Source organism: Vibrio sp. K4 (genome assembly GCF_051122595.1).
GTDB classification, from domain to species: domain Bacteria; phylum Pseudomonadota; class Gammaproteobacteria; order Enterobacterales; family Vibrionaceae; genus Vibrio; species Vibrio owensii.
In genome coordinates this window covers 1,792,920-1,810,941 of the sequence record NZ_CP178577.1, presented here as the reverse complement: position 1 = coordinate 1,810,941, position 18,022 = coordinate 1,792,920, and the positions used below count along the sequence as shown (strand labels likewise).

General features: G+C 43.8%; 19 protein-coding genes. 16 read left to right on the top strand and 3 right to left on the bottom strand.

Going from position 1 to position 18,022, the window contains the following annotated elements; all coding sequences use genetic code 11:
* Together hutI and hutC are read right to left on the bottom strand one after the other, a co-directional pair.
* The gene (gene hutI, locus ACLIIY_RS08180) at window positions 1-1,251 is read right to left on the bottom strand and encodes an imidazolonepropionase (protein ID WP_434528502.1); all 1,251 of its coding nucleotides are present in this window, start codon (window positions 1,249-1,251) and stop codon (window positions 1-3) included.
* A gap of 120 nt (window positions 1,252-1,371) precedes the next feature.
* Window positions 1,372-2,079, bottom strand: coding sequence for a histidine utilization repressor (gene hutC, locus ACLIIY_RS08175; protein ID WP_005536165.1), 708 nt, complete (start codon window positions 2,077-2,079; stop codon window positions 1,372-1,374).
* 193 nt (window positions 2,080-2,272) lie between these two features.
* Between hutC and ACLIIY_RS08170 the strand changes: the two genes are divergently transcribed.
* Window positions 2,273-3,016: a sporulation protein gene (locus ACLIIY_RS08170; RefSeq protein ID WP_005443164.1), complete on the top strand. Its 744-nt coding sequence runs from the start codon at window positions 2,273-2,275 to the stop codon at window positions 3,014-3,016.
* Window positions 3,017-3,021: 5 nt separating this feature from the next.
* On the opposite strand, the gene ACLIIY_RS08165 is transcribed toward ACLIIY_RS08170, so the two are convergent.
* Window positions 3,022-4,011, bottom strand: coding sequence for a DUF3187 family protein (locus ACLIIY_RS08165; RefSeq protein ID WP_434528501.1), 990 nt, complete (start codon window positions 4,009-4,011; stop codon window positions 3,022-3,024).
* A 295-nt stretch (window positions 4,012-4,306) separates the two neighbouring features.
* Here ACLIIY_RS08165 and thrS point away from each other — a divergent pair, with 295 nt between their 5' ends.
* The 15 genes from thrS (at window position 4,307) to ACLIIY_RS08090 (ending at window position 17,933) form a co-directional block, all read left to right on the top strand.
* Window positions 4,307-6,235: a threonine--tRNA ligase gene (gene thrS / locus ACLIIY_RS08160; RefSeq protein ID WP_009705874.1), complete on the top strand. Its 1,929-nt coding sequence runs from the start codon at window positions 4,307-4,309 to the stop codon at window positions 6,233-6,235.
* A 3-nt stretch (window positions 6,236-6,238) separates the two neighbouring features.
* The gene (gene infC, locus ACLIIY_RS08155) at window positions 6,239-6,790 is read left to right on the top strand and encodes a translation initiation factor IF-3 (protein WP_074050532.1); all 552 of its coding nucleotides are present in this window, start codon (window positions 6,239-6,241) and stop codon (window positions 6,788-6,790) included.
* Window positions 6,791-6,907: 117 nt separating this feature from the next.
* Window positions 6,908-7,102, top strand: coding sequence for a 50S ribosomal protein L35 (gene rpmI / locus ACLIIY_RS08150; RefSeq protein ID WP_009705876.1), 195 nt, complete (start codon window positions 6,908-6,910; stop codon window positions 7,100-7,102).
* Window positions 7,103-7,142: 40 nt separating this feature from the next.
* Window positions 7,143-7,496 (top strand): 50S ribosomal protein L20, encoded by a 354-nt coding sequence (gene rplT / locus ACLIIY_RS08145; protein WP_004727974.1) that lies wholly within the window; start codon window positions 7,143-7,145, stop codon window positions 7,494-7,496.
* Window positions 7,497-7,710: 214 nt separating this feature from the next.
* Entirely contained in the window at window positions 7,711-8,256 is a 546-nt protein-coding gene (locus ACLIIY_RS08140) for a GNAT family N-acetyltransferase (RefSeq protein ID WP_434528500.1), read from the top strand.
* Between the two features lie 59 nt (window positions 8,257-8,315).
* On the top strand, window positions 8,316-8,600 hold the full coding sequence (locus tag ACLIIY_RS08135) for a MazG nucleotide pyrophosphohydrolase domain-containing protein (protein WP_331404503.1): 285 nt from the start codon (window positions 8,316-8,318) through the stop codon (window positions 8,598-8,600).
* A gap of 15 nt (window positions 8,601-8,615) precedes the next feature.
* Window positions 8,616-8,996: a RidA family protein gene (locus ACLIIY_RS08130; protein ID WP_009705879.1), complete on the top strand. Its 381-nt coding sequence runs from the start codon at window positions 8,616-8,618 to the stop codon at window positions 8,994-8,996.
* A 10-nt stretch (window positions 8,997-9,006) separates the two neighbouring features.
* A complete protein-coding gene (locus ACLIIY_RS08125; protein ID WP_434528499.1) occupies window positions 9,007-9,396 on the top strand; it encodes a VOC family protein in 390 nt (129 codons plus the stop codon).
* A gap of 1 nt (window position 9,397) precedes the next feature.
* A complete protein-coding gene (locus tag ACLIIY_RS08120; protein WP_434528498.1) occupies window positions 9,398-9,712 on the top strand; it encodes a heavy metal-binding domain-containing protein in 315 nt (104 codons plus the stop codon).
* A gap of 547 nt (window positions 9,713-10,259) precedes the next feature.
* Window positions 10,260-11,069 (top strand): helix-turn-helix domain-containing protein, encoded by an 810-nt coding sequence (locus ACLIIY_RS08115; protein ID WP_009705881.1) that lies wholly within the window; start codon window positions 10,260-10,262, stop codon window positions 11,067-11,069.
* Between the two features lie 170 nt (window positions 11,070-11,239).
* Window positions 11,240-12,028, top strand: a complete 789-nt coding sequence (locus ACLIIY_RS08110; RefSeq protein WP_009705882.1) for a TetR/AcrR family transcriptional regulator — start codon at window positions 11,240-11,242, stop codon at window positions 12,026-12,028.
* A 202-nt stretch (window positions 12,029-12,230) separates the two neighbouring features.
* Complete coding sequence (locus ACLIIY_RS08105) at window positions 12,231-14,609, top strand: efflux RND transporter permease subunit (protein ID WP_434528497.1); 2,379 nt, start codon at window positions 12,231-12,233, stop codon at window positions 14,607-14,609.
* 40 nt (window positions 14,610-14,649) lie between these two features.
* Window positions 14,650-15,441, top strand: a complete 792-nt coding sequence (locus ACLIIY_RS08100; RefSeq protein ID WP_434528543.1) for an outer membrane lipoprotein-sorting protein — start codon at window positions 14,650-14,652, stop codon at window positions 15,439-15,441.
* 9 nt (window positions 15,442-15,450) lie between these two features.
* Window positions 15,451-16,632: a hypothetical protein gene (locus tag ACLIIY_RS08095; RefSeq protein WP_434528496.1), complete on the top strand. Its 1,182-nt coding sequence runs from the start codon at window positions 15,451-15,453 to the stop codon at window positions 16,630-16,632.
* A 176-nt stretch (window positions 16,633-16,808) separates the two neighbouring features.
* Window positions 16,809-17,933 (top strand): GGDEF domain-containing protein, encoded by a 1,125-nt coding sequence (locus ACLIIY_RS08090; RefSeq protein ID WP_009705886.1) that lies wholly within the window; start codon window positions 16,809-16,811, stop codon window positions 17,931-17,933.
* The last annotated feature ends 89 nt before the right edge of the window (window positions 17,934-18,022 follow it).

The window sequence follows — 18,022 nt, the reverse complement described above, 5'->3', positions numbered from 1 at the left end:
TTACAGTCCTCCGTGAGAGACATATTCACCATTGACTATACGACCTACCAAACGTTTTGCGCCGACTTGGTAACTGAGGTCTGCTGGGTGTTCGATATCCCAGATTGAGAAGTCAGCGTCATAACCGACTTCAATCACGCCACGAGATTCCCCATAACCCAGTGCTTTTGCTGCGTTTTGAGTGACGCCACGCAGTGCTTCTTGTGGCGTTAGGCGGAACAGAGTGCAAGCCATGTTCATCATCAGGGTTAAATCTGCGAACGGTGACGTGCCAGGGTTGATATCCGTCGCTATCGCCATTGGTACCTTGTGCGTTCTAAGCAAATCGATAGGTGGTAATTGGGTTTCACGTAAGAAGTAAAATGCGCCAGGGAGCAAGGTTGCCACGGTAGAAGAGTTGGCAAGGGCACGTACGCCAATTTCATCGAGATATTCAATATGATCGGCAGAAAGACCATTGTATTGGGCGGTTAGAACCGTACCACCTAAATCAGAGAGCTGTTCAGTATGACCTTTCACATGCAAGCCATGTTTTTTTGCCGCTTCAAAGACACGCTCTGTTTGCGCTAAGTTAAAACCAATCGATTCACAAAACACATCGACGCTGGTGGCGAGCTTTTCTTCTGCCACGAGGGGAATAATGTCATCACAAATATGTTGGATGTAATCGTCAGCTCGATCTTTAAATTCTGGTGGAAGTGCATGAGCGGAGAGCAGGGTTGTGGTGATTTTTACTTTGCGCTCTTGCTCTAAAGCTTTGGCTGCTCGCAGCATCTTGATTTCATCATTTAGCGTGAGACCGTAACCAGACTTAGCTTCGATAGAGGTAACGCCACTGGCAAGTAACCCATCTAAACGTGGTAGGGCGAGCTGGATAAGTTGTTCTTCAGTGGCGGCACGAGTAGCATGAACGGTAGAGAGAATACCGCCACCTTGCTTGGCGATTTCTTCATAAGGCACACCATTGAGGCGCATTTCAAACTCGTTGGCTCGATTTCCGGCGTAAACAAGGTGAGTGTGACAATCAATCAAACCTGGCAACAAAAGCTTGCTTTGAAGATCAATGGTTTGTTCGTAGTAGTCCGGATTCAGGATGGATTCAGTTTCTGCACTGTCTTCGCCTTTTGCAGCTGTACTGAGTGCAACAATTTTTCCTGACCGAATGCCGACGCGAGCAAGGGGAGAGGGTAGGTAACCTTGTTCTCCTTCTTGCATAGTGACGAGGCGTGCATTTTCAATCAGCAAATCCATTCTGATGTTTCCTTCTGATTTGTATCTTCAAATGTATATACAAATAAATAGGAGAAAAAAGCATCACTGACAAGGCTAATGTTGCTGAAATGTGATCAAAACGAAGAAGTAACGCCTAGTTTATAGCAGGATCTTAGAGCTTAATTTGTACTTGTTGCCCGGATGATAAAGGAGGGCAGTGCTGACCAGCTTATCTTGGCTCCACGTACGACGATTCAGCAGCAAACACGGCTCGTTGGCTTGCATTTTTAGGTCTTGTTTTACGCGAGCGTCGGGGATAATCGCTTCGACAGTATGTTCGATGGCACTGAGTGGACAGTTGCCCGACAAGTACTGGTTTGGCGTCATACAAGTGAAATCTTGTTGCAAGTAGTTGGGCGCATATTGGCTGTTGACCCAACGCAGTTCTAGTTGGATAGGAGTGTGATCTTCAAAATGGACAATCTCACTGTAAAACACAGTTGTGCCAAGCATGACGCCAAGTTTGGTCGCAATACTGTCATCGGCTTTGATGGAGATTTGTTGCAACACTTCACTGTGATGCTCTCGTCCGCGATTGCTGATTTCATCGGCAATGTTGCGAATGTCTAAAAGTGGAGATTCAGACTTTTCTGCCGGATCGCAAACAAAGGTACCTAGGCGTGGTCGGCGTTGAAGTTTGCCTTCATTCACTAAGTCTCGGATCGCTTTGTTGACGGTCATACGGCTCACACCAAACTGTTCCGTCAATTCGATTTCTGTTGCGATACGATGACCAACCATCCACTCACCCGAATCAATTTTATCGAGGATAAATCGTTTGATTTGCATATAGAGTGGTGCAGACATAAAGGCTTCCTTTTATTTGACTATACAAATATTGCGTAATCTATAGACAAATTGCAAACAGACATACGTATTTTGTGCAGTGATAAAAGGAATTAGTCCGCATTCTTGTCGTCTATTGCTTGCAGGAGTTTCATCAGTTGTGTAAACAGAGACTTATCAGAATAACGAAAACAGACAGTCACAAAGGAATCGCATGTTTAAAAAACTAAAAGCGTCACTCGGTATCGGCTCAGCAAAAGTAGATACGATTTTAGATGAGATGAGTGTGTATCAAGGCGCGACTTTGCGTGGTCACGTTCAAATTAAAGGCGGTGATGTTGAGCAACAAATCGATGCCATTACCATTAAATTGAACACAGAAATGAAAGTGGAAGAAGACGATAGCGTTAGCTACCAAACTTTCACCATTGATCAATTGAAAGCGGTTGAGCCGTTTGTCATTCAACCGAATGAAGAAAAACAAGTACCTTTTGAACTCAAATTGCACGATGAAACGCCCATCACAGCCGTTAACGCACATAAAAACCAGTGTCATGTTTGGGTAGAGACCACACTGGACATCGGCTTTGCGATAGACCCTCGCGATCGTGATTACATTGAGGTGAAACCTTTGCCTGTTGCTGCTCGTGTGATTCAAGCGATCGAGCAAGCCGGTTTTACAATGGTAAAAGCTGATGTTGAAAAAGGCTTCTTGCGTGGGAATACCTTCTCTTCACGTTCGGGTATTTACCAAGAATTAGAATTCCGCAATAACGGCTTCGTTTCTACGAAAGAGATAGAGCTTTCCTTTATCTTAGATGGTGGGACTATCCATTGTTTAGCAGAGATTGACCGTTCGTTTAGTATGTCGGGTGACCAATACCGTTCATTCTCATTACCGATAGGGGCTTCTGATTCACAAGTTGCGGCAGCTATTGCGCCGACATTGAACCTGTAATATTTCTAGCTCTCATTATCTGGAGCGAACAAGTACCGATATCCAAATGTAAAGGCGATATCGGTACTGTTATCCATATTCCTCGCATTCTCAATCGCCATGACTTCTATGGCAGAGTTCTCCATTAAATAACGATACCCAATCACGAACTCATTCGATGCGTCGGCAAACTCACTTGGCCCTTCTGTCGAACCTTGATACCAATGGTATTCAAGTATGAAGTGGTGATTGTTTTTTAGTGCATAGCGATAACCGCCAGCAAAGGCGGCTGTGTTATGTCGATAGGGGAGATCAGCGAGTGCTTTATCACTGTTTCTAAAGGTCATTCCGGCCATCGAATAGAACACATTGGCTGCATTGAATCGATAGGTGTAGTTGATTTGTACCCCTTGCTCAAAACTGTTGCCTTTGAAAGAGCCATGAGCAACATCGTTATAGTAGAGACTTCCACCAACAGACAAACCATGATGTTCACTTTGTATTATTTGGTATTGGATATACGTTGAGAGGTTGTTCGCTAGCGTTTCACCTTCAAAATCCTCTATTAAAATGTCGTAGTCAGGCATCGACATATAAAAGCGGTTCTTGTCGACTTCATCACGTCCATTTTGTCCAATACCAAACAGGTCGTGAAAGCTTTCGGTCAATCCATCTAAATGGTTATCCGCAGCAAAAACCCAACGATAGTTCAGTTCCCATTGCCACTTTTCATTGATTTGCCACTTACCGCCTAACTCGAGTTGGTTGTGGTAATAGTCGAGTGAATAGTCGCTGGTATGTGCCCAGACACTCGCAATTGTGCCCGAACCATACGCTTCAACATAACCAGAGGGGAGGGCATATCCGGAACGAAGTATGTTCGTGTGACCGACAACTTGCACTGGAGATTGAGCATAGGAACGTAGTGGACCATACAAATCTGAAGCACAGATTGCTGGCGCAGATAGGAGAATGGCGCAACTCATGAGCGTAGGTTGCCATCTTAAATCCATCATGATGAGAGCCTAAAGTGAGATTACTCAATAGATTAACTATAGTCTTATCATGTTTTGAATGCCGTTCAATTGTATTAATTCCTCATTCTGTGCTTATCGATGAATTTGCTGTGATGAAGTTTCAATGACATTTTGAAATCGCACTTTGCATTCTAAATGTGAGCTATGTACAATCCTTGTTCCGATGAAGGTCCGGTATTCGTGTTACTGAGCGACCGTCATCGACTCTCGAAATATCTTCTAATTTGAATAACATGTGTTGCTTGGTGTGCAACACCACTGTAAAGGACATAGCATGCCTATTATTACTCTTCCTGACGGCAGTCAGCGTCAATTTGACAACCCAGTTTCTACTATGGAAGTTGCGCAATCGATCGGTCCTGGTCTTGCAAAAGCAACTATCGCTGGTCGTGTAAACGGTAACCGCGTTGATGCGTGCGATCTAATTGAAGAAGACGCAAGCCTTGAGATCATCACAGTAAAAGATGAAGTCGACGGTCTAGAAATCGTTCGTCACTCATGTGCTCACCTTCTTGGTCACGCTCTTAAGCAGCTTTACCCACAAGCAAAAATGGCGATTGGTCCAACCATCGACAATGGCTTCTACTACGACATCGACTTAGATGAGTCTCTAACGCAAGAAGATCTTGAAAAGATTGAAAAGCGTATGAAAGAGCTAGCGAAAACCAAGTACGAAGTTGTTAAGAAAAAAGTGAGCTGGCAGGAAGCACGTGATACGTTTGAATCACGTGGCGAACCATACAAAGTGGAAATCCTAGACGAAAACGTATCTCGTGATGATCGTCCAGGTCTTTACCACCATGAAGAATACATCGACATGTGTCGTGGTCCTCACGTTCCTAACATGAGCTTCTGCCAACATTTCACTCTATTGAATGTTGCGGGTGCTTACTGGCGTGGTAACAGCGACAACAAAATGCTTCAACGTATCTACGGTACTGCTTTCCACGATAAGAAAGCACTGAAAGCGCACCTTACTCGCTTAGAAGAAGCGGCGAAGCGTGACCACCGTAAGATCGGTAAGCAACTAGACCTATTCCACATGCAGCAAGAAGCACCTGGTATGGTGTTCTGGCATCACAATGGTTGGTCTGTTTTCCGTGATCTAGAAGTATTCATCCGCTCTAAGCTAGATGAGTACGGCTACCAAGAAGTAAAAGGTCCGCTAATGATGGACCGTGTTCTTTGGGAACGCTCTGGTCACTGGGACAAATACGCAGATGCAATGTTCACGACTTCTTCTGAAAACCGTGAATACGCAATCAAGCCAATGAACTGTCCAGGTCACGTACAGATCTTTAACCAAGGTCTTAAATCGTACCGCGACCTACCGTTACGCATGGCTGAGTTTGGCTCATGTCACCGTAACGAACCATCTGGTGCACTACACGGTATCATGCGTGTACGTGGCTTTACTCAGGATGACGCTCACATTTTCTGTACTGAGAGCCAAATTCAAGAAGAAGTAACAAACTGTATCAAGATGGTGTACGATACGTACCAAACATTTGGTTTCGACAATATCGTAGTGAAGCTGTCTACTCGTCCAGAAAAACGTGTAGGTTCAGACGAAATCTGGGATCAATCTGAAGAAGCATTGAAACAATCTCTTGAATCGATGGAAATCCCATACGAAATTCAAGAAGGCGAGGGTGCATTCTACGGTCCTAAGATCGAATTCACACTATACGACTGTCTAGACCGTGCGTGGCAGTGTGGTACTGTTCAGCTAGACTTCAACCTACCAGGTCGCCTAGGTGCAACTTATGTAGGTGAAAACAATGAACGTCTTGTACCGGTAATGATTCACCGTGCAATTCTAGGTTCACTAGAGCGTTTCATTGGTATCCTTATCGAAGAATATGCTGGTTTCTTCCCAACTTGGTTGGCGCCAGAACAGGCAATTCTTATGAACATCACTGATAAACAATCAGAATATGTTCAAGAAGTAGTACAAAAACTACAAAAAAGTGGAATTAGAGCTAAAGCGGACTTGAGAAATGAGAAGATTGGCTTTAAAATCCGCGAACACACTTTGAAGCGTGTACCGTATATGCTTGTAGTCGGTGACCAAGAGATGGAAGCAGGCGAAATCGCAGTACGTACTCGTAAAGGTAAAGATCTCGGTAAATTTAAAGTGGATGATTTTATCGCATACATCCAAGACGAGATCTCTAGCCGTAAGCTCAATCTGGAGGAATAAGCTATTAAAGGCGGAAGACGCGGCCAACAGCCGGTAAAACAAAACCCACACCGTATGAACGGTGAAATTCGTGGCGTTCGTGAAGTTCGACTAACTGGCGCTGACGGTGAATCAGTTGGTGTTGTATCGATTCAAGAAGCGATCGCAGCTGCTGAAGAAGCAGGCATGGATCTTGTGGAAATCAGTCCTAACGCTGAGCCGCCAGTCTGTCGTGTTATGGACTACGGCAAATTCCTCTTTGAAAAGAGCAAATCTGCTAAAGAGCAGAAGAAAAAGCAAAAACAGGTTCAGATTAAGGAAGTAAAATTCCGTCCTGGAACTGATATTGGAGACTATCAGGTAAAACTACGCAACCTGACGCGTTTCCTTGAAGAAGGCAACAAAGTGAAGGTAACAATTCGCTTCCGTGGCCGAGAAATGGCACACCAAGACATCGGTGTTGACGTTCTTCATCGCTTGAAAGAAGACACTGTAGACTTTGCTGTAGTGGAATCTTTCCCAAGTAAGATCGAAGGTCGTCAGATGATCATGGTTCTTGCCCCTAAAAAGAAGTAATTAACGGCTCATCAAGTAATTAAGACCTGGCCGTTTCCCTTTTAAAGGTAAACGGCTGGGTTTTGTTCGCCCTAATTACGTTGTTTATTAAACCTACTCAATGCGGAGTTATTCATCATGCCTAAGATGAAAACCAACAAAGGTGCTGCTAAGCGTTTTAAGAAAACTGCTGGTGGTATTAAGTACAAGCACGCTACAAAACGTCACATTCTGACTAAGCGTACTACTAAGAACAAGCGTCAGCTACGTCCAAATGCAATTCTTCCACGTTGTGAAGTTGCTGCAGTTGTTCGTATGTTGCCATACGCTTAATTCTTTTTAGTTATCAATCGTTTAGTTTAGGAGAAGCATAATGCCTCGCGTAAAACGTGGTGTACAAGCTCGTGCACGTCATAAGAAAGTTCTAAAACAAGCTAAAGGTTACTACGGTGCACGTTCACGTGTTTACCGCGTAGCTTTCCAAGCAGTTACTAAAGCTGGTCAATACGCTTACCGTGACCGTCGCGCTAAGAAACGTCAATTCCGTCAACTATGGATTGCACGTATCAACGCAGCATCTCGTCAAAATGGTCTATCTTACAGCCGTTTCATCAACGGTCTTAAGAAAGCATCTATCGAGATCGACCGTAAGATCCTAGCGGACATCGCAGTATTCGACAAAGCAGCATTTGCTGTTCTAGTTGAAAAAGCGAAAGCTGCTCTTTAATTAGCAGTTTAGGATTAAGAGAAGGAGAGCATTAGCTCTCCTTTTTTATTGTTTTCTGTTTCCCTTACCACAAACTCTCCCATTTCCCATTTCCCATTTCCCATTTCCCATTTCCCATTTCCCGTTCATATCCCAACTCTGACCAAATAAGTTGCTCTAATGGTTGGATTTGTTATTTTGCTTCCTCTCATTAAGTCATGGATAAGGAGCATCTGTGTTACCGAGCTATTGGGAATCAAAGCGTTTAATCTTTTCTACTTTTGATACAACACAGGCTGAGCTAGCCAAATCTCTATTCGATTCTAATCATCAAAAAGTGGCTTATGACCATACTTTTCGTGATTGGCCAATTGCAGAATATCAAGCGCTGATTTCAAAGAGTGCTCTACCAAAAAATCCCGATGACCTCGAAGCTTTTTACCTCAGAAAAATATCGACACAGGAGGGGGAGCCGATAGGTTATATCCAACTCGAACTGAATTTTCCGTACAAAGGGTGTTTATGGATCCCTATGTTGTGTCTTGTTCCTGACTATCAATGCAGGGGATTAGGAAAGGAAATCGTCGATAGTGTATTGGACGTTGCTCTTGAGTATGCGCCTTTCAATAAAGCCATGCTAAATGTGTACGTTGAGAATACTGACGCTTTTCGCTTTTGGTTTAAGCAAGGCTTCAATCACATAGAGCAATTTGATGATACTGAGCATGAGTTAGGGCGCGAGTATCATTGCATTGTGCTCAGTAAAGGAATATCGCGTTAAATCATTCTGTTATCTACTTATGGTAGGGTTTATTAGGATTACAAACAAAAGGATTAGAAATGGACATTCGACAACTACAAGCGCATATAAAAGAGTTTGATCACGACCCAGAACAGAAACAGCATTATTTCCTCAAACTGATTGAAGAAGTGGGTGAGTTGTCTGAATCGATTAGGAATGACGCCACTGGACAACCGACAGAGGACACAATTAAAGGAACAATCGCGGAAGAACTCTACGACGTACTCTATTATGTTTGTGCATTAGCCAATGTTTATGAAATAGATTTAGAAAAAACGCACGAAGTAAAAGAGATACTGAACAAACGAAAATACAACCGCTAGGGAAGGGGAAACTACATGGTTCAACGAATCAGTTACGAATTTTTGCCGCAAATTTCTGGTCCTTATGTTCATGCGACAAGACATTGTGAGACCTTGTATGTGTCAGGGCTGACAGCTATGGGTTCACCAAGTCAAAGTGAGAGCCTAATCGAGCAAACGAAAACGATTCTGTCTTATTTGTCGCAGATACTCACTGAAGAACAAAGAGAGAAACGCGATCTCGTCAAGCTGACGATATTTGTAACCGACATGAACCAATTGCCAGAGATCCGATCGGTATTATTCGACTTCTATGAGGGGTATTTACCTGCTTGTTCTTTAGTCGAGGTGAGCCGTTTGATTCACCCCGACCTATCTATTGAGATTGAGGCAGTCATCTCATCTGAAGCATTGTAGAGAGGCTTTAATGAAAATAAACCGCTTGGATCACCTTGTACTGACCGTTAAAGATATTCAAACCGCACTGGATTTCTATACACAGGTTCTCGGTATGGAAAGTGTTACTTTTGGCGAAGGGCGTGTTGCTTTGGTATACGGGCGACAGAAAATCAACCTTCATCAGCTAGGCAATGAATTTGAACCTAAGGCGAGTCAGGTGGCCTCTGGGAGTGCCGACTTGTGTTTTGTATGTGATACGCCAATTGCAAACGTGCTCTCCCATTTAGACTCCCACTCTGTCGAGGTTATTGATGGCCCCGTTCAACGGACAGGTGCAATTGGTAACATCCTATCGGTTTACATTAGAGACCCAGATGGTAACTTAATTGAGTTATCTAACTATCTTACTGAGGTATAACATGATTTATTCAACAACCGAGACGATTCCTGGGCGAGAGATTGCTGAGATAAAAGGTGTTGTGAAGGGAAATGTGGTTCAGTCAAAGCACATTGGGCGTGATTTCATGGCTGGCTTAAAAAGCATTGTTGGTGGTGAGATTCGTGGCTACACCGAAATGATGACGGAAGCCCGAAATATTGCTATTCAACGAATGGTAGAGGATGCTGCGAACCTAGGAGCAGATGCTGTTGTCGGTATTCGTTTCACCACCAGTTCGATCGTTGATGGCTCTTCAGAGATTCTTGCATTTGGCACTGCAGTAAAGCTTGTCTAAGAGCGACTGGCCAAGACGATGTGTTGCTAACTCATGATCAATAGAATGGGGTAGTAAGTTCCAACTCGATTATCCATTTCAAGTGAAACGCAGAATCTCGATAGTGATGTTCTGCGTTTGCATTTCTGACGCCTACCTAATGTTCCTACATACTCACCTTATTGATCCTGATCGTAGCGTTCACAAAAAATAATAGATAGAGATTTAGCATATTCAATTTGAATGATTATGCATTTTTGGGTGCATGTTTTGTAGGGTAAATATTCTAAGTTTTTGTGATGTCTTAAGTCGGAAATACTCTGAGAAAACGCTCAAGTTAGTAGTTAATGCGACGAATAGCATGTTGATTAACATGTTTATAATCTATTTTGATAACAACTTATAATGAAACTGAATGCATTTTAAGTGCCAATATTAACATCATAAATGTGAATGAAAGTATATTAATTCAAAGTTTTCTTATAAAAATATGAACTTATGCCTTGCGAAGTGATTCTAAATTGTTACAAATACTATACAGCTGTAACATTGCCATAAGGAATTGTAGATGAGAGAACTCACTCCCGAGTACTTGTTAGCCGCATTACGACAAGCGATAAAAACTAAAGGGCTAACATATCGAGAGTTATCTGAGAAAATGGGCATGCCGTTGTCCACTTTTAAACGTCATTTAACTAGTACTAACCTTGCTTTAGATAAGCTACTCGAGTATTGCCGCGCGGTTGACTGCACCCTTGATGAGTTGCAGAAGTTGGCAAATCAACTTCAAGCTGAGGATCAAGATTACTTTAGCCACACGCAAGACGAAGTCTTTTTCCAATTTCCTCATCTTTACGATTTTTATCGAGAATTACGGATGCTTCGTGGGAAAGACGGCTATACCATCCTAATGAAAAAGTATGACCTCTCGAAACAAAGTATGTCGGACTATTTAGGCGCGCTAGAATTACTTGATCTGGTTTATGTTGATGAAGAAAACAACATTACGCTGCATGGTCCGCTTTACTACAGCTATGCTGAAAACTCGAAGCTTAACGACAAGTACACAGAGATCATCAAGGATCAAACGACCACGCACGAGAAGTGTGTTCGAGTCGCTTTGTCTCGCATGAAAATCACAGAAGAACAACTGCTTATCTTGGAAGAACAGGTCGCGAATACTGTGCTTGATTTTCATTCAAAAAATGTAGTGGCAGAGAACTTTAACGTATCCGATTTTACCAATGTCCTTTTGATTGCAGGCCCTCATCAGCCCGTTACTTTTTCAGATGGTATCGTTCAAACAGAGACAAACTTTATTGATGATATTCGTTATGCGATAGCATCCGCAGGGGATAAGCCGAGTCTCTCGATATAATCTCTAGTTATTTTTGGTGATTTATAAATTCATTCTTGAAATGTTTATTTGTTGAACTATTATGACGAAGTGTCAATTATGACGATTCGTCAGAAATGTGATGTCGTTTCTGCAAACCATATTCGTGTTACACTTCATTTGGGTTACACAGGGATACGGAACAGGGAAATATGTTTAACTTTGGCTGCAAGAAAAATGACAAACAAGAAGGGTGTCGTGTGGTTTCTGGTTTGACTAAGAAACAACAAGCGATCGCCGATCGTGAGGTGGAGTTGATCCAACTTGCAAAGTCATTGGTTCAAGAGCAGGGGTTTGCGAATCTCACCATGGATAAGCTGACCGCCGCAAGCCCTTACTCAAAAGGGACAATCTACAACCATTTCTGCAGCAAAGAAGATGTGATTCTCGCGCTTTGTATCCATTCTCTAAAAAGTGAGGCGGTGTTTTTTGAACGCACGGCCAACTTTGATGGCAATACTCGTGAGAAGATCATTGCAATGCATGTGGGCTACCGTATCTACGCTCGCATGGAGCCTGTCTTATCGACGTGCGCAATTGTTGCTAAAACCCCTTGGGTGATTGAGAAAGCCTCTCCGGCCCGCCTAAATGAATTGAATAAGCTTGAAGAGGAAGTGATTTCTGGTGCGGATGCATTAGTGAACCATGCGGTAGAAGTTGGAGATTTAAAATTCTCACCCGCAGTAGGCTCTGATGCCATTGTATTCGCAAACTGGTCTATTGCTTTTGGTTCTAATGCGCTTGCGCAAAATGCGTCAAATAGTCGATGCATACAGCGCTTGCAAGACCCTTTCTCAGTGCTCCATAACGCCAATATGTTACTTGACGGTTTGGGTTGGTTACCGCTCTCAACTGAGTGGGATTACCGCAAAACCTGGCGTCGAGTAGAGCAGGAATTATTCAGTGAAGAACTTGCTTATCTTGACTCAGTCAATCGTTAAGTAAGTAACAAGCCAATCAAATTAGCGGATTGGCTTTTTAATCACACTATTTGACGGATCGTCAATAACGATGATTTTTACACCGATACCTCTAATTAAATCGGTGTAGAGATTGCGTTAGAAACGTATCCGGAATTAGAGAACAGCATAAGCTGCTTTTTTAACTCCGTTTTATGACGAAACGTCACAAAGGGAGAGTGTGATGAAACACCACCAAGCTCAACAAGCTTCCTCTGCTCAATGGGGGAAGATTCCAACCAAGTACAGTATATGGGTACTACTGGCCACGGTATTACTCGTTGTTATCGCGACAATAGGAGGAAAGAACCTTTATTTTCGTGGTGACTACAATATCTTCTTTGATGGTACCAATAAGCAGTTATTGGCGTTCGATGAAATTCAAACCACTTTTGCTAAAACAGACAATCTCGCCATTGTCGTTGCACCAGCCAGCAACGACGTCTTCACTCCGGAAATCCTCCAACTTATACAAAGCCTCACCGTCGATTCGTGGCAGGTGCCTTATTCCAGTCGTGTTGACTCTATCGCCAACTACCAACATACCGAAGCGTTCGAAGACGATCTTCTCGTCGAGGATTTGTTGTATGAAGACTATGAGTTAACCCCTGAGCGCATCGCTAAAGTCAAAAGCATTGCGTTGTCAGAAGCTGTATTGAAAAGCGCATTGATTTCGGAAAAAGGGGACGTAACGGTTGTGAACATTACTGTTCAACTGCCAGAAATAGACAAGACGGCCGAAGTGCAAGAGGTGATGTACCATATCAGCGCAATGCTAGAGCGTTACCAACAGAACTACCCAGATGTTGAGTTTCATAAAGCAGGCATTATCGCCATGAACTATGCGTTTATGACGGCGGCGCAAGAGGACAGTTCGACGCTGGTGCCAACCATGCTGTTAGTGATCTTGGTGTTTTTGACCATTATGTTGCGCTCATTCTTGAGTGTCGTCGCCACCTTGATCGTTATCATCGGCTCAGTCATGGCGACAATGGGGCTTTCTGGTTGGGCGGGCATGTTCTTGAGCACGGCGACCGTTAATGTGCCAACACTGGTGATGACACTTGCCGTTGCTGACTGTGTGCATGTCATCACCACCATGCGTCATTCGATGCAAAATGGCTTTAGCAAAGCGCATTCTATTGAGAGAAGTATTTCACTTAACTTCATGCCAATTCTGATCACTTCAGTGACCACTGCGATCGGCTTTTTGATGATGAATATGTCCGATTCTCCTGTATTGAGAGACTTTGGCAACTTATCAGCGTTAGGCGTAATGATCGCATGCTTCCTTTCTGTCACGCTTCTTCCTGCCTTGCTGAAGTTGCTTCCTATCAATGTTAAGCAAACGCCTTCGAACGGAAAGTCTGACTTTATGGATAAACTGGGCGACTTTGTTGTTACACATCGCAAAGCGTTACTGCCTGTATCTGTTTTGGTTATTGCAGTCAGCGCGAGTTTGATTCCTTTGAATCGCGTCAATGATGAATCCGTGAAGTACTTCGATAACCGCAGTGATTTTCGCCAAGCTGCCGACTTTATGGAAGCGCGCATCAGTGGCATGACTAACATCAGTATTGCGATTAAAACTAACGAGTCACAAGGGATTGCAGACCCGGTATTTCTCAATGCTATTGGTGGGTTTACGGATTGGCTGCGAGTTCAGCCAGAAACTGACCATGTTGCGACGCTAGTGGATGTGTATAAACGTCTCAACAAGAACATGCATGGCGACGATGAAAGCTACTACGCGTTACCACAAAATCGCGAACTGGCTGCGCAATATCTGTTGCTTTATGAGATGTCCTTGCCGTATGGGCTCGACCTAAACAACCAAATCAATGTTGATAAATCGTCAATTAAAATGGTTCTCACCGTCGATAACTTAGGCAGTGTTGAATTGGTTGATCTTGAGAATCGTATCTATGCTTGGTTTGCTGACAATGCCCCTCAATATGAAGTAGTTGCTTCGAGCCCTTCTTTGATGTTCGCCCACATTGGTGAGACCAACATGGCGAGTATGCTCTCTACTTTACCTATTACATTAGTGCTCATTTCCGCATTGCTTATTTTTGCTCTTCGCTCTCTCAAACTTGGTTTGATCAGCTTGGTGCCAAACATCGCCCCCGCCGTGATTGGCTTTGGTCTCTGGGCGCTTATCTCAGGTGAAATCAACCTCGGGCTATCTGTTGTTGTCACACTGACGCTCGGGATTGTGGTCGATGATGCTGTTCACTTCCTTTCTAAATACCAGCGTGCTCGAAAAGAAGGCCAAACCGCCGAACAGGCAGTGCGTTACGCCTTCCATACTGTTGGGCGCGCGCTGTGGATTACCACTGTTGTCTTGGTGGCAGGCTTTTCGGTGTTGGCCATGTCGAGCTTCCGTTTGAATGCTGATATGGGCCAGCTCAGCGCCATTGTCATCTTTATCGCTTTATTAGTGGATTTCTTATTCTTACCGACTTTGTTGATGCTGTTTGATAAGGCCGCTTACTCACAAAACACAGGGACGAAAAAAACACCTTCAGAATCTGAGAAAAACGTTACGGCGACACCGTTGTAATCGAGAAACGAACTTCAGGAATTAAGACAAGGAACATATGATGAAACTAGTTAAAACACCATTCAAAGTCGCCGCGTTATCGGTTTCACTTTTGCTTTCGTCATTTGCGTGGGCAGATGAGGTAAAAGGATTAGAGATTGCACAGGAACGCAAAGCTCGTGATGAAGGTTGGGGGGATTCGGTGGCAACCATGCAAATGATCCTTCGCAACGCACAAGGGGAGAGCAGTACGCGTTTGATGCGCTTGAAATCACTTGAGGTTGCCGATGATGGTGATAAAGGGTTGACCATTTTTGATGAGCCACGTGATGTAAAGGGCACAGCATTTCTGAACCATTCTCATACAGTTGGTGCTGATGACCAGTGGCTCTACCTACCGGCTCTTAAGCGTGTAAAACGTATTGCTTCACGCAATAAATCCGGTCCGTTTATGGGCAGTGAGTTTGCTTATGAAGACCTGAGCTCATTCGAGGTCGAAAAATACCGTTTCAATTACCTAAAAGATGAAACGGTGAATGACCAAGAGACGTTTGTGTTAGAGCAAATCCCGACAGATAAAAACTCCGGTTACACCAAGCAGGTGGTTTGGTTGGACAAGGCGCACTATCGTCCTCTGAAAGTAGAGTTTTATGACCGTAAAGGTGCGTTGTTAAAAACACTTTTATTCTCCGACTACAAACAATATCTGAATCAATACTGGCGCGCTCACACCATGGCGATGACGAATCACCAAACGGGCAAAAGTACGGAGCTGACGACCAGCGAATTGACGTTCCAGACTGGTTTGAAAGACAACGATTTCAACAAAAACGTCCTTAAGCGCGTTAAGTAGGGAGGTTGAATGATTAGGGCAATCGCTGCAAGCCGAACCTTGGCTGGCATTACGGCCATGCTGTGTTCTTCGCCTTTACTTGGCGTTGAACTAGCGGGGCAGGTCAATATCGAGCATCGCCAGTTTTTCTCTGACGGTGCTCAGGGGCAAGACAAAGGGCAGACATCACTCGTGTTGCAACCCGAGCTTTATTGGGATCTGCAAGACGGTGATGCGAGTTTCACTTTCACGCCTTTTTATCGCTGGGATAGCATGGATGATGAGCGCACTCATGGTGATATTCGAGAAGCTTTATATTTAACCTATTGGGATGATTACGAACTGCGAGTTGGCATTAGTAAGGTGTTTTGGGGCGTCACAGAGTCTGCGCACTTGGTTGATGCTGTAACCCAAATTGATGCGATAGAAGCGGTTGATGGAGAAGATAAGCTCGGCCAACCTATGGTTCATTTTACTTCTATCAAAGATTGGGGGACGGTGGATGCGATGTTATTGCCCTATTTTCGTGAGCGAACATTTGCAGGTAAAGATGGACGTTTGAGGATTGATCCTGTTGTCTCTGATGATGCGCTGTATGAATCTAGCCGAGAAGAAAAGCATGTGGATGTCGCTTTTCGGTACGCACAAATGTTCGGCGATTGGGATGTCGGTTTAAGCTATGTCTATGGAACAAACCGTGACCCGTATTTTCGGCTTGATCAAGGAGAGCTAAAACCTTACTACGCCCTCATGAGCCATGTTGGACTGGATGTTCAAGGCATCGTGGGCGATTGGTTATGGAAGCTAGAGAGTGTCTACCGCGATAGCTTCGACAATCATGTCGGCGTCGTGACGGGTTTTGAATACACGATAGTAGGCGCTTTTGATACGGTATGGGACGTAGGCATTATTGGTGAGTATCTCTATGATAGCCGTGGTAACAATGCGCAAAACATCGGTCAGAATGATGTCTTTGCAGGCATTCGTTTAGCACTCAATGACGAAGACGGCACAGAAATCTTAACGGGTATAACGCAAGATCTCGACAACTCCGATGTGTACAACGCAAAACTTGAGGCTTCCAGCCGCATTTCAAATCATTTCAAGTGGCAAATCGATGCTTGGTTGTTTAAAAATGACACGCCAACGGACCTGCTTTATTTCGCACGGGACGACGACTTTATCGAACTCTCTATCCAGTATTATTTTTAAATTGGTAGATAAACTAATCGAAAAGTTGGAGGCAAGTAGATCCACGTCATTATTTTGACTGACTGCTAAAGCGTTAAGGAAGATTTGTCGATACTATTCCTTATGTTTATTGTGGTATTGATAGTTGTATATAAGCAACTATCAATACTCACTGGTTTTACTCAGGAGTAGTAGCGTTGAATTCATTTCGTTGGGACACATATTTCGAAACTGGAATCGAACAAGTTGATGAGCAACACCAGTATTTAGTCGGCTTCATCAATAAGTACGGCGAACTTTTGGCGCAAAACAGCATCTCCTTGACCGATATTCAAGTCGCATTGTTTGATCTTTCTCGTTATGCAGAGTTTCACTTCAAAGAAGAAGAGAACTTAATGCGCGAAGTGGGGATCTATCCTGAGCATCTACAGAAACATATCCAAGTCCATCGCGCGTTTATGAGCGATATCATCAGCATGCAAAGCTTCATCAATGAAGAAAATAAGCGTGCGGCCGAACAGTTGCTGGATTTCCTTATTCATTGGCTGGCGTACCACATTCTTGGCATCGATCAGAATATGTCCAAACAAGTGGCGGCGATTCAATCCGGCATGTCTCCAAAAGCAGCGTATGAAGAGCAAGAAAAACAAGCTAATGCCTCAACAGAGCCACTGCTTGAGGCGCTAAATGCGCTATTTTCGCAAGTCTCTGAGCGAAATCGAGAGCTACTCAAGCTGAACCTAGTTCTAGAGGAAAAGGTGGACGAAAGGACGAAGCAGTTATCGAATGCAAATAAACAGCTAGAAGCCTTGTCCCTAACTGATTCGTTAACCCAGTTACCCAATCGTAGAAGCGCGATAAAAACGCTTAAGAAATTGTGGAAGGATGAGGACTCTAAAGACCTGCCTTTGGTCTGCATCATGATCGATGCGGATTACTTCAAACAAGTGAATGATACCTGCGGCCATGAAGCAGGGGACTTAGTCCTAACCGAACTCGCGCAAGCATTGAAGCACTACTTCCGCAGTGATGATATTGTTTGTCGTTTGGGTGGCGATGAGTTTTTCGTGATTTGCCCAGATACAGGGTTAGAGGGTGGATTGCATGTGGCAGAAGCGGTGAGAAAGCAGGTCTCCCATATGCTTGTTCCTACTTCATTCGAACCATGGCGAGGGAGCATCAGTGTCGGTGTCGCAGAACGTCGAGACAATATGGAAACCTACACGGATTTAATTCGAGTTGCTGATGAGGGCGTTTACTTGGCAAAACAAAACGGTAAAAACCGAGTTCAAACCGTACAAAAACTGACGCCTTTAAACTAGATTACTTCTCATATTCAATCGCCAAAGAAAACGGTCTTCTTTTCTCGCTTGATAAGAACAATACCAGTGACTTTCTTTGGCTTCTTATG

Excerpts from the sequence above, each read along its gene's own strand:
- hutI (WP_434528502.1), bottom strand. The coding sequence starts at position 1,251 with ATGGATTTGCTGATTGAAAATGCACGCCTCGTCACTATGCAAGAAGGA.
- hutC (WP_005536165.1), bottom strand. The coding sequence starts at position 2,079 with ATGTCTGCACCACTCTATATGCAAATCAAACGATTTATCCTCGATAAA.
- ACLIIY_RS08170 (WP_005443164.1), top strand. The coding sequence starts at position 2,273 with ATGTTTAAAAAACTAAAAGCGTCACTCGGTATCGGCTCAGCAAAAGTA.
- ACLIIY_RS08165 (WP_434528501.1), bottom strand. The coding sequence starts at position 4,011 with ATGATGGATTTAAGATGGCAACCTACGCTCATGAGTTGCGCCATTCTC.
- thrS (WP_009705874.1), top strand. The coding sequence starts at position 4,307 with ATGCCTATTATTACTCTTCCTGACGGCAGTCAGCGTCAATTTGACAAC.
- rpmI (WP_009705876.1), top strand. The coding sequence starts at position 6,908 with ATGCCTAAGATGAAAACCAACAAAGGTGCTGCTAAGCGTTTTAAGAAA.
- rplT (WP_004727974.1), top strand. The coding sequence starts at position 7,143 with ATGCCTCGCGTAAAACGTGGTGTACAAGCTCGTGCACGTCATAAGAAA.
- ACLIIY_RS08135 (WP_331404503.1), top strand. The coding sequence starts at position 8,316 with ATGGACATTCGACAACTACAAGCGCATATAAAAGAGTTTGATCACGAC.
- ACLIIY_RS08130 (WP_009705879.1), top strand. The coding sequence starts at position 8,616 with ATGGTTCAACGAATCAGTTACGAATTTTTGCCGCAAATTTCTGGTCCT.
- ACLIIY_RS08125 (WP_434528499.1), top strand. The coding sequence starts at position 9,007 with ATGAAAATAAACCGCTTGGATCACCTTGTACTGACCGTTAAAGATATT.
- ACLIIY_RS08120 (WP_434528498.1), top strand. The coding sequence starts at position 9,398 with ATGATTTATTCAACAACCGAGACGATTCCTGGGCGAGAGATTGCTGAG.
- ACLIIY_RS08115 (WP_009705881.1), top strand. The coding sequence starts at position 10,260 with ATGAGAGAACTCACTCCCGAGTACTTGTTAGCCGCATTACGACAAGCG.
- ACLIIY_RS08110 (WP_009705882.1), top strand. The coding sequence starts at position 11,240 with ATGTTTAACTTTGGCTGCAAGAAAAATGACAAACAAGAAGGGTGTCGT.
- ACLIIY_RS08105 (WP_434528497.1), top strand. The coding sequence starts at position 12,231 with ATGAAACACCACCAAGCTCAACAAGCTTCCTCTGCTCAATGGGGGAAG.
- ACLIIY_RS08100 (WP_434528543.1), top strand. The coding sequence starts at position 14,650 with ATGAAACTAGTTAAAACACCATTCAAAGTCGCCGCGTTATCGGTTTCA.
- ACLIIY_RS08095 (WP_434528496.1), top strand. The coding sequence starts at position 15,451 with ATGATTAGGGCAATCGCTGCAAGCCGAACCTTGGCTGGCATTACGGCC.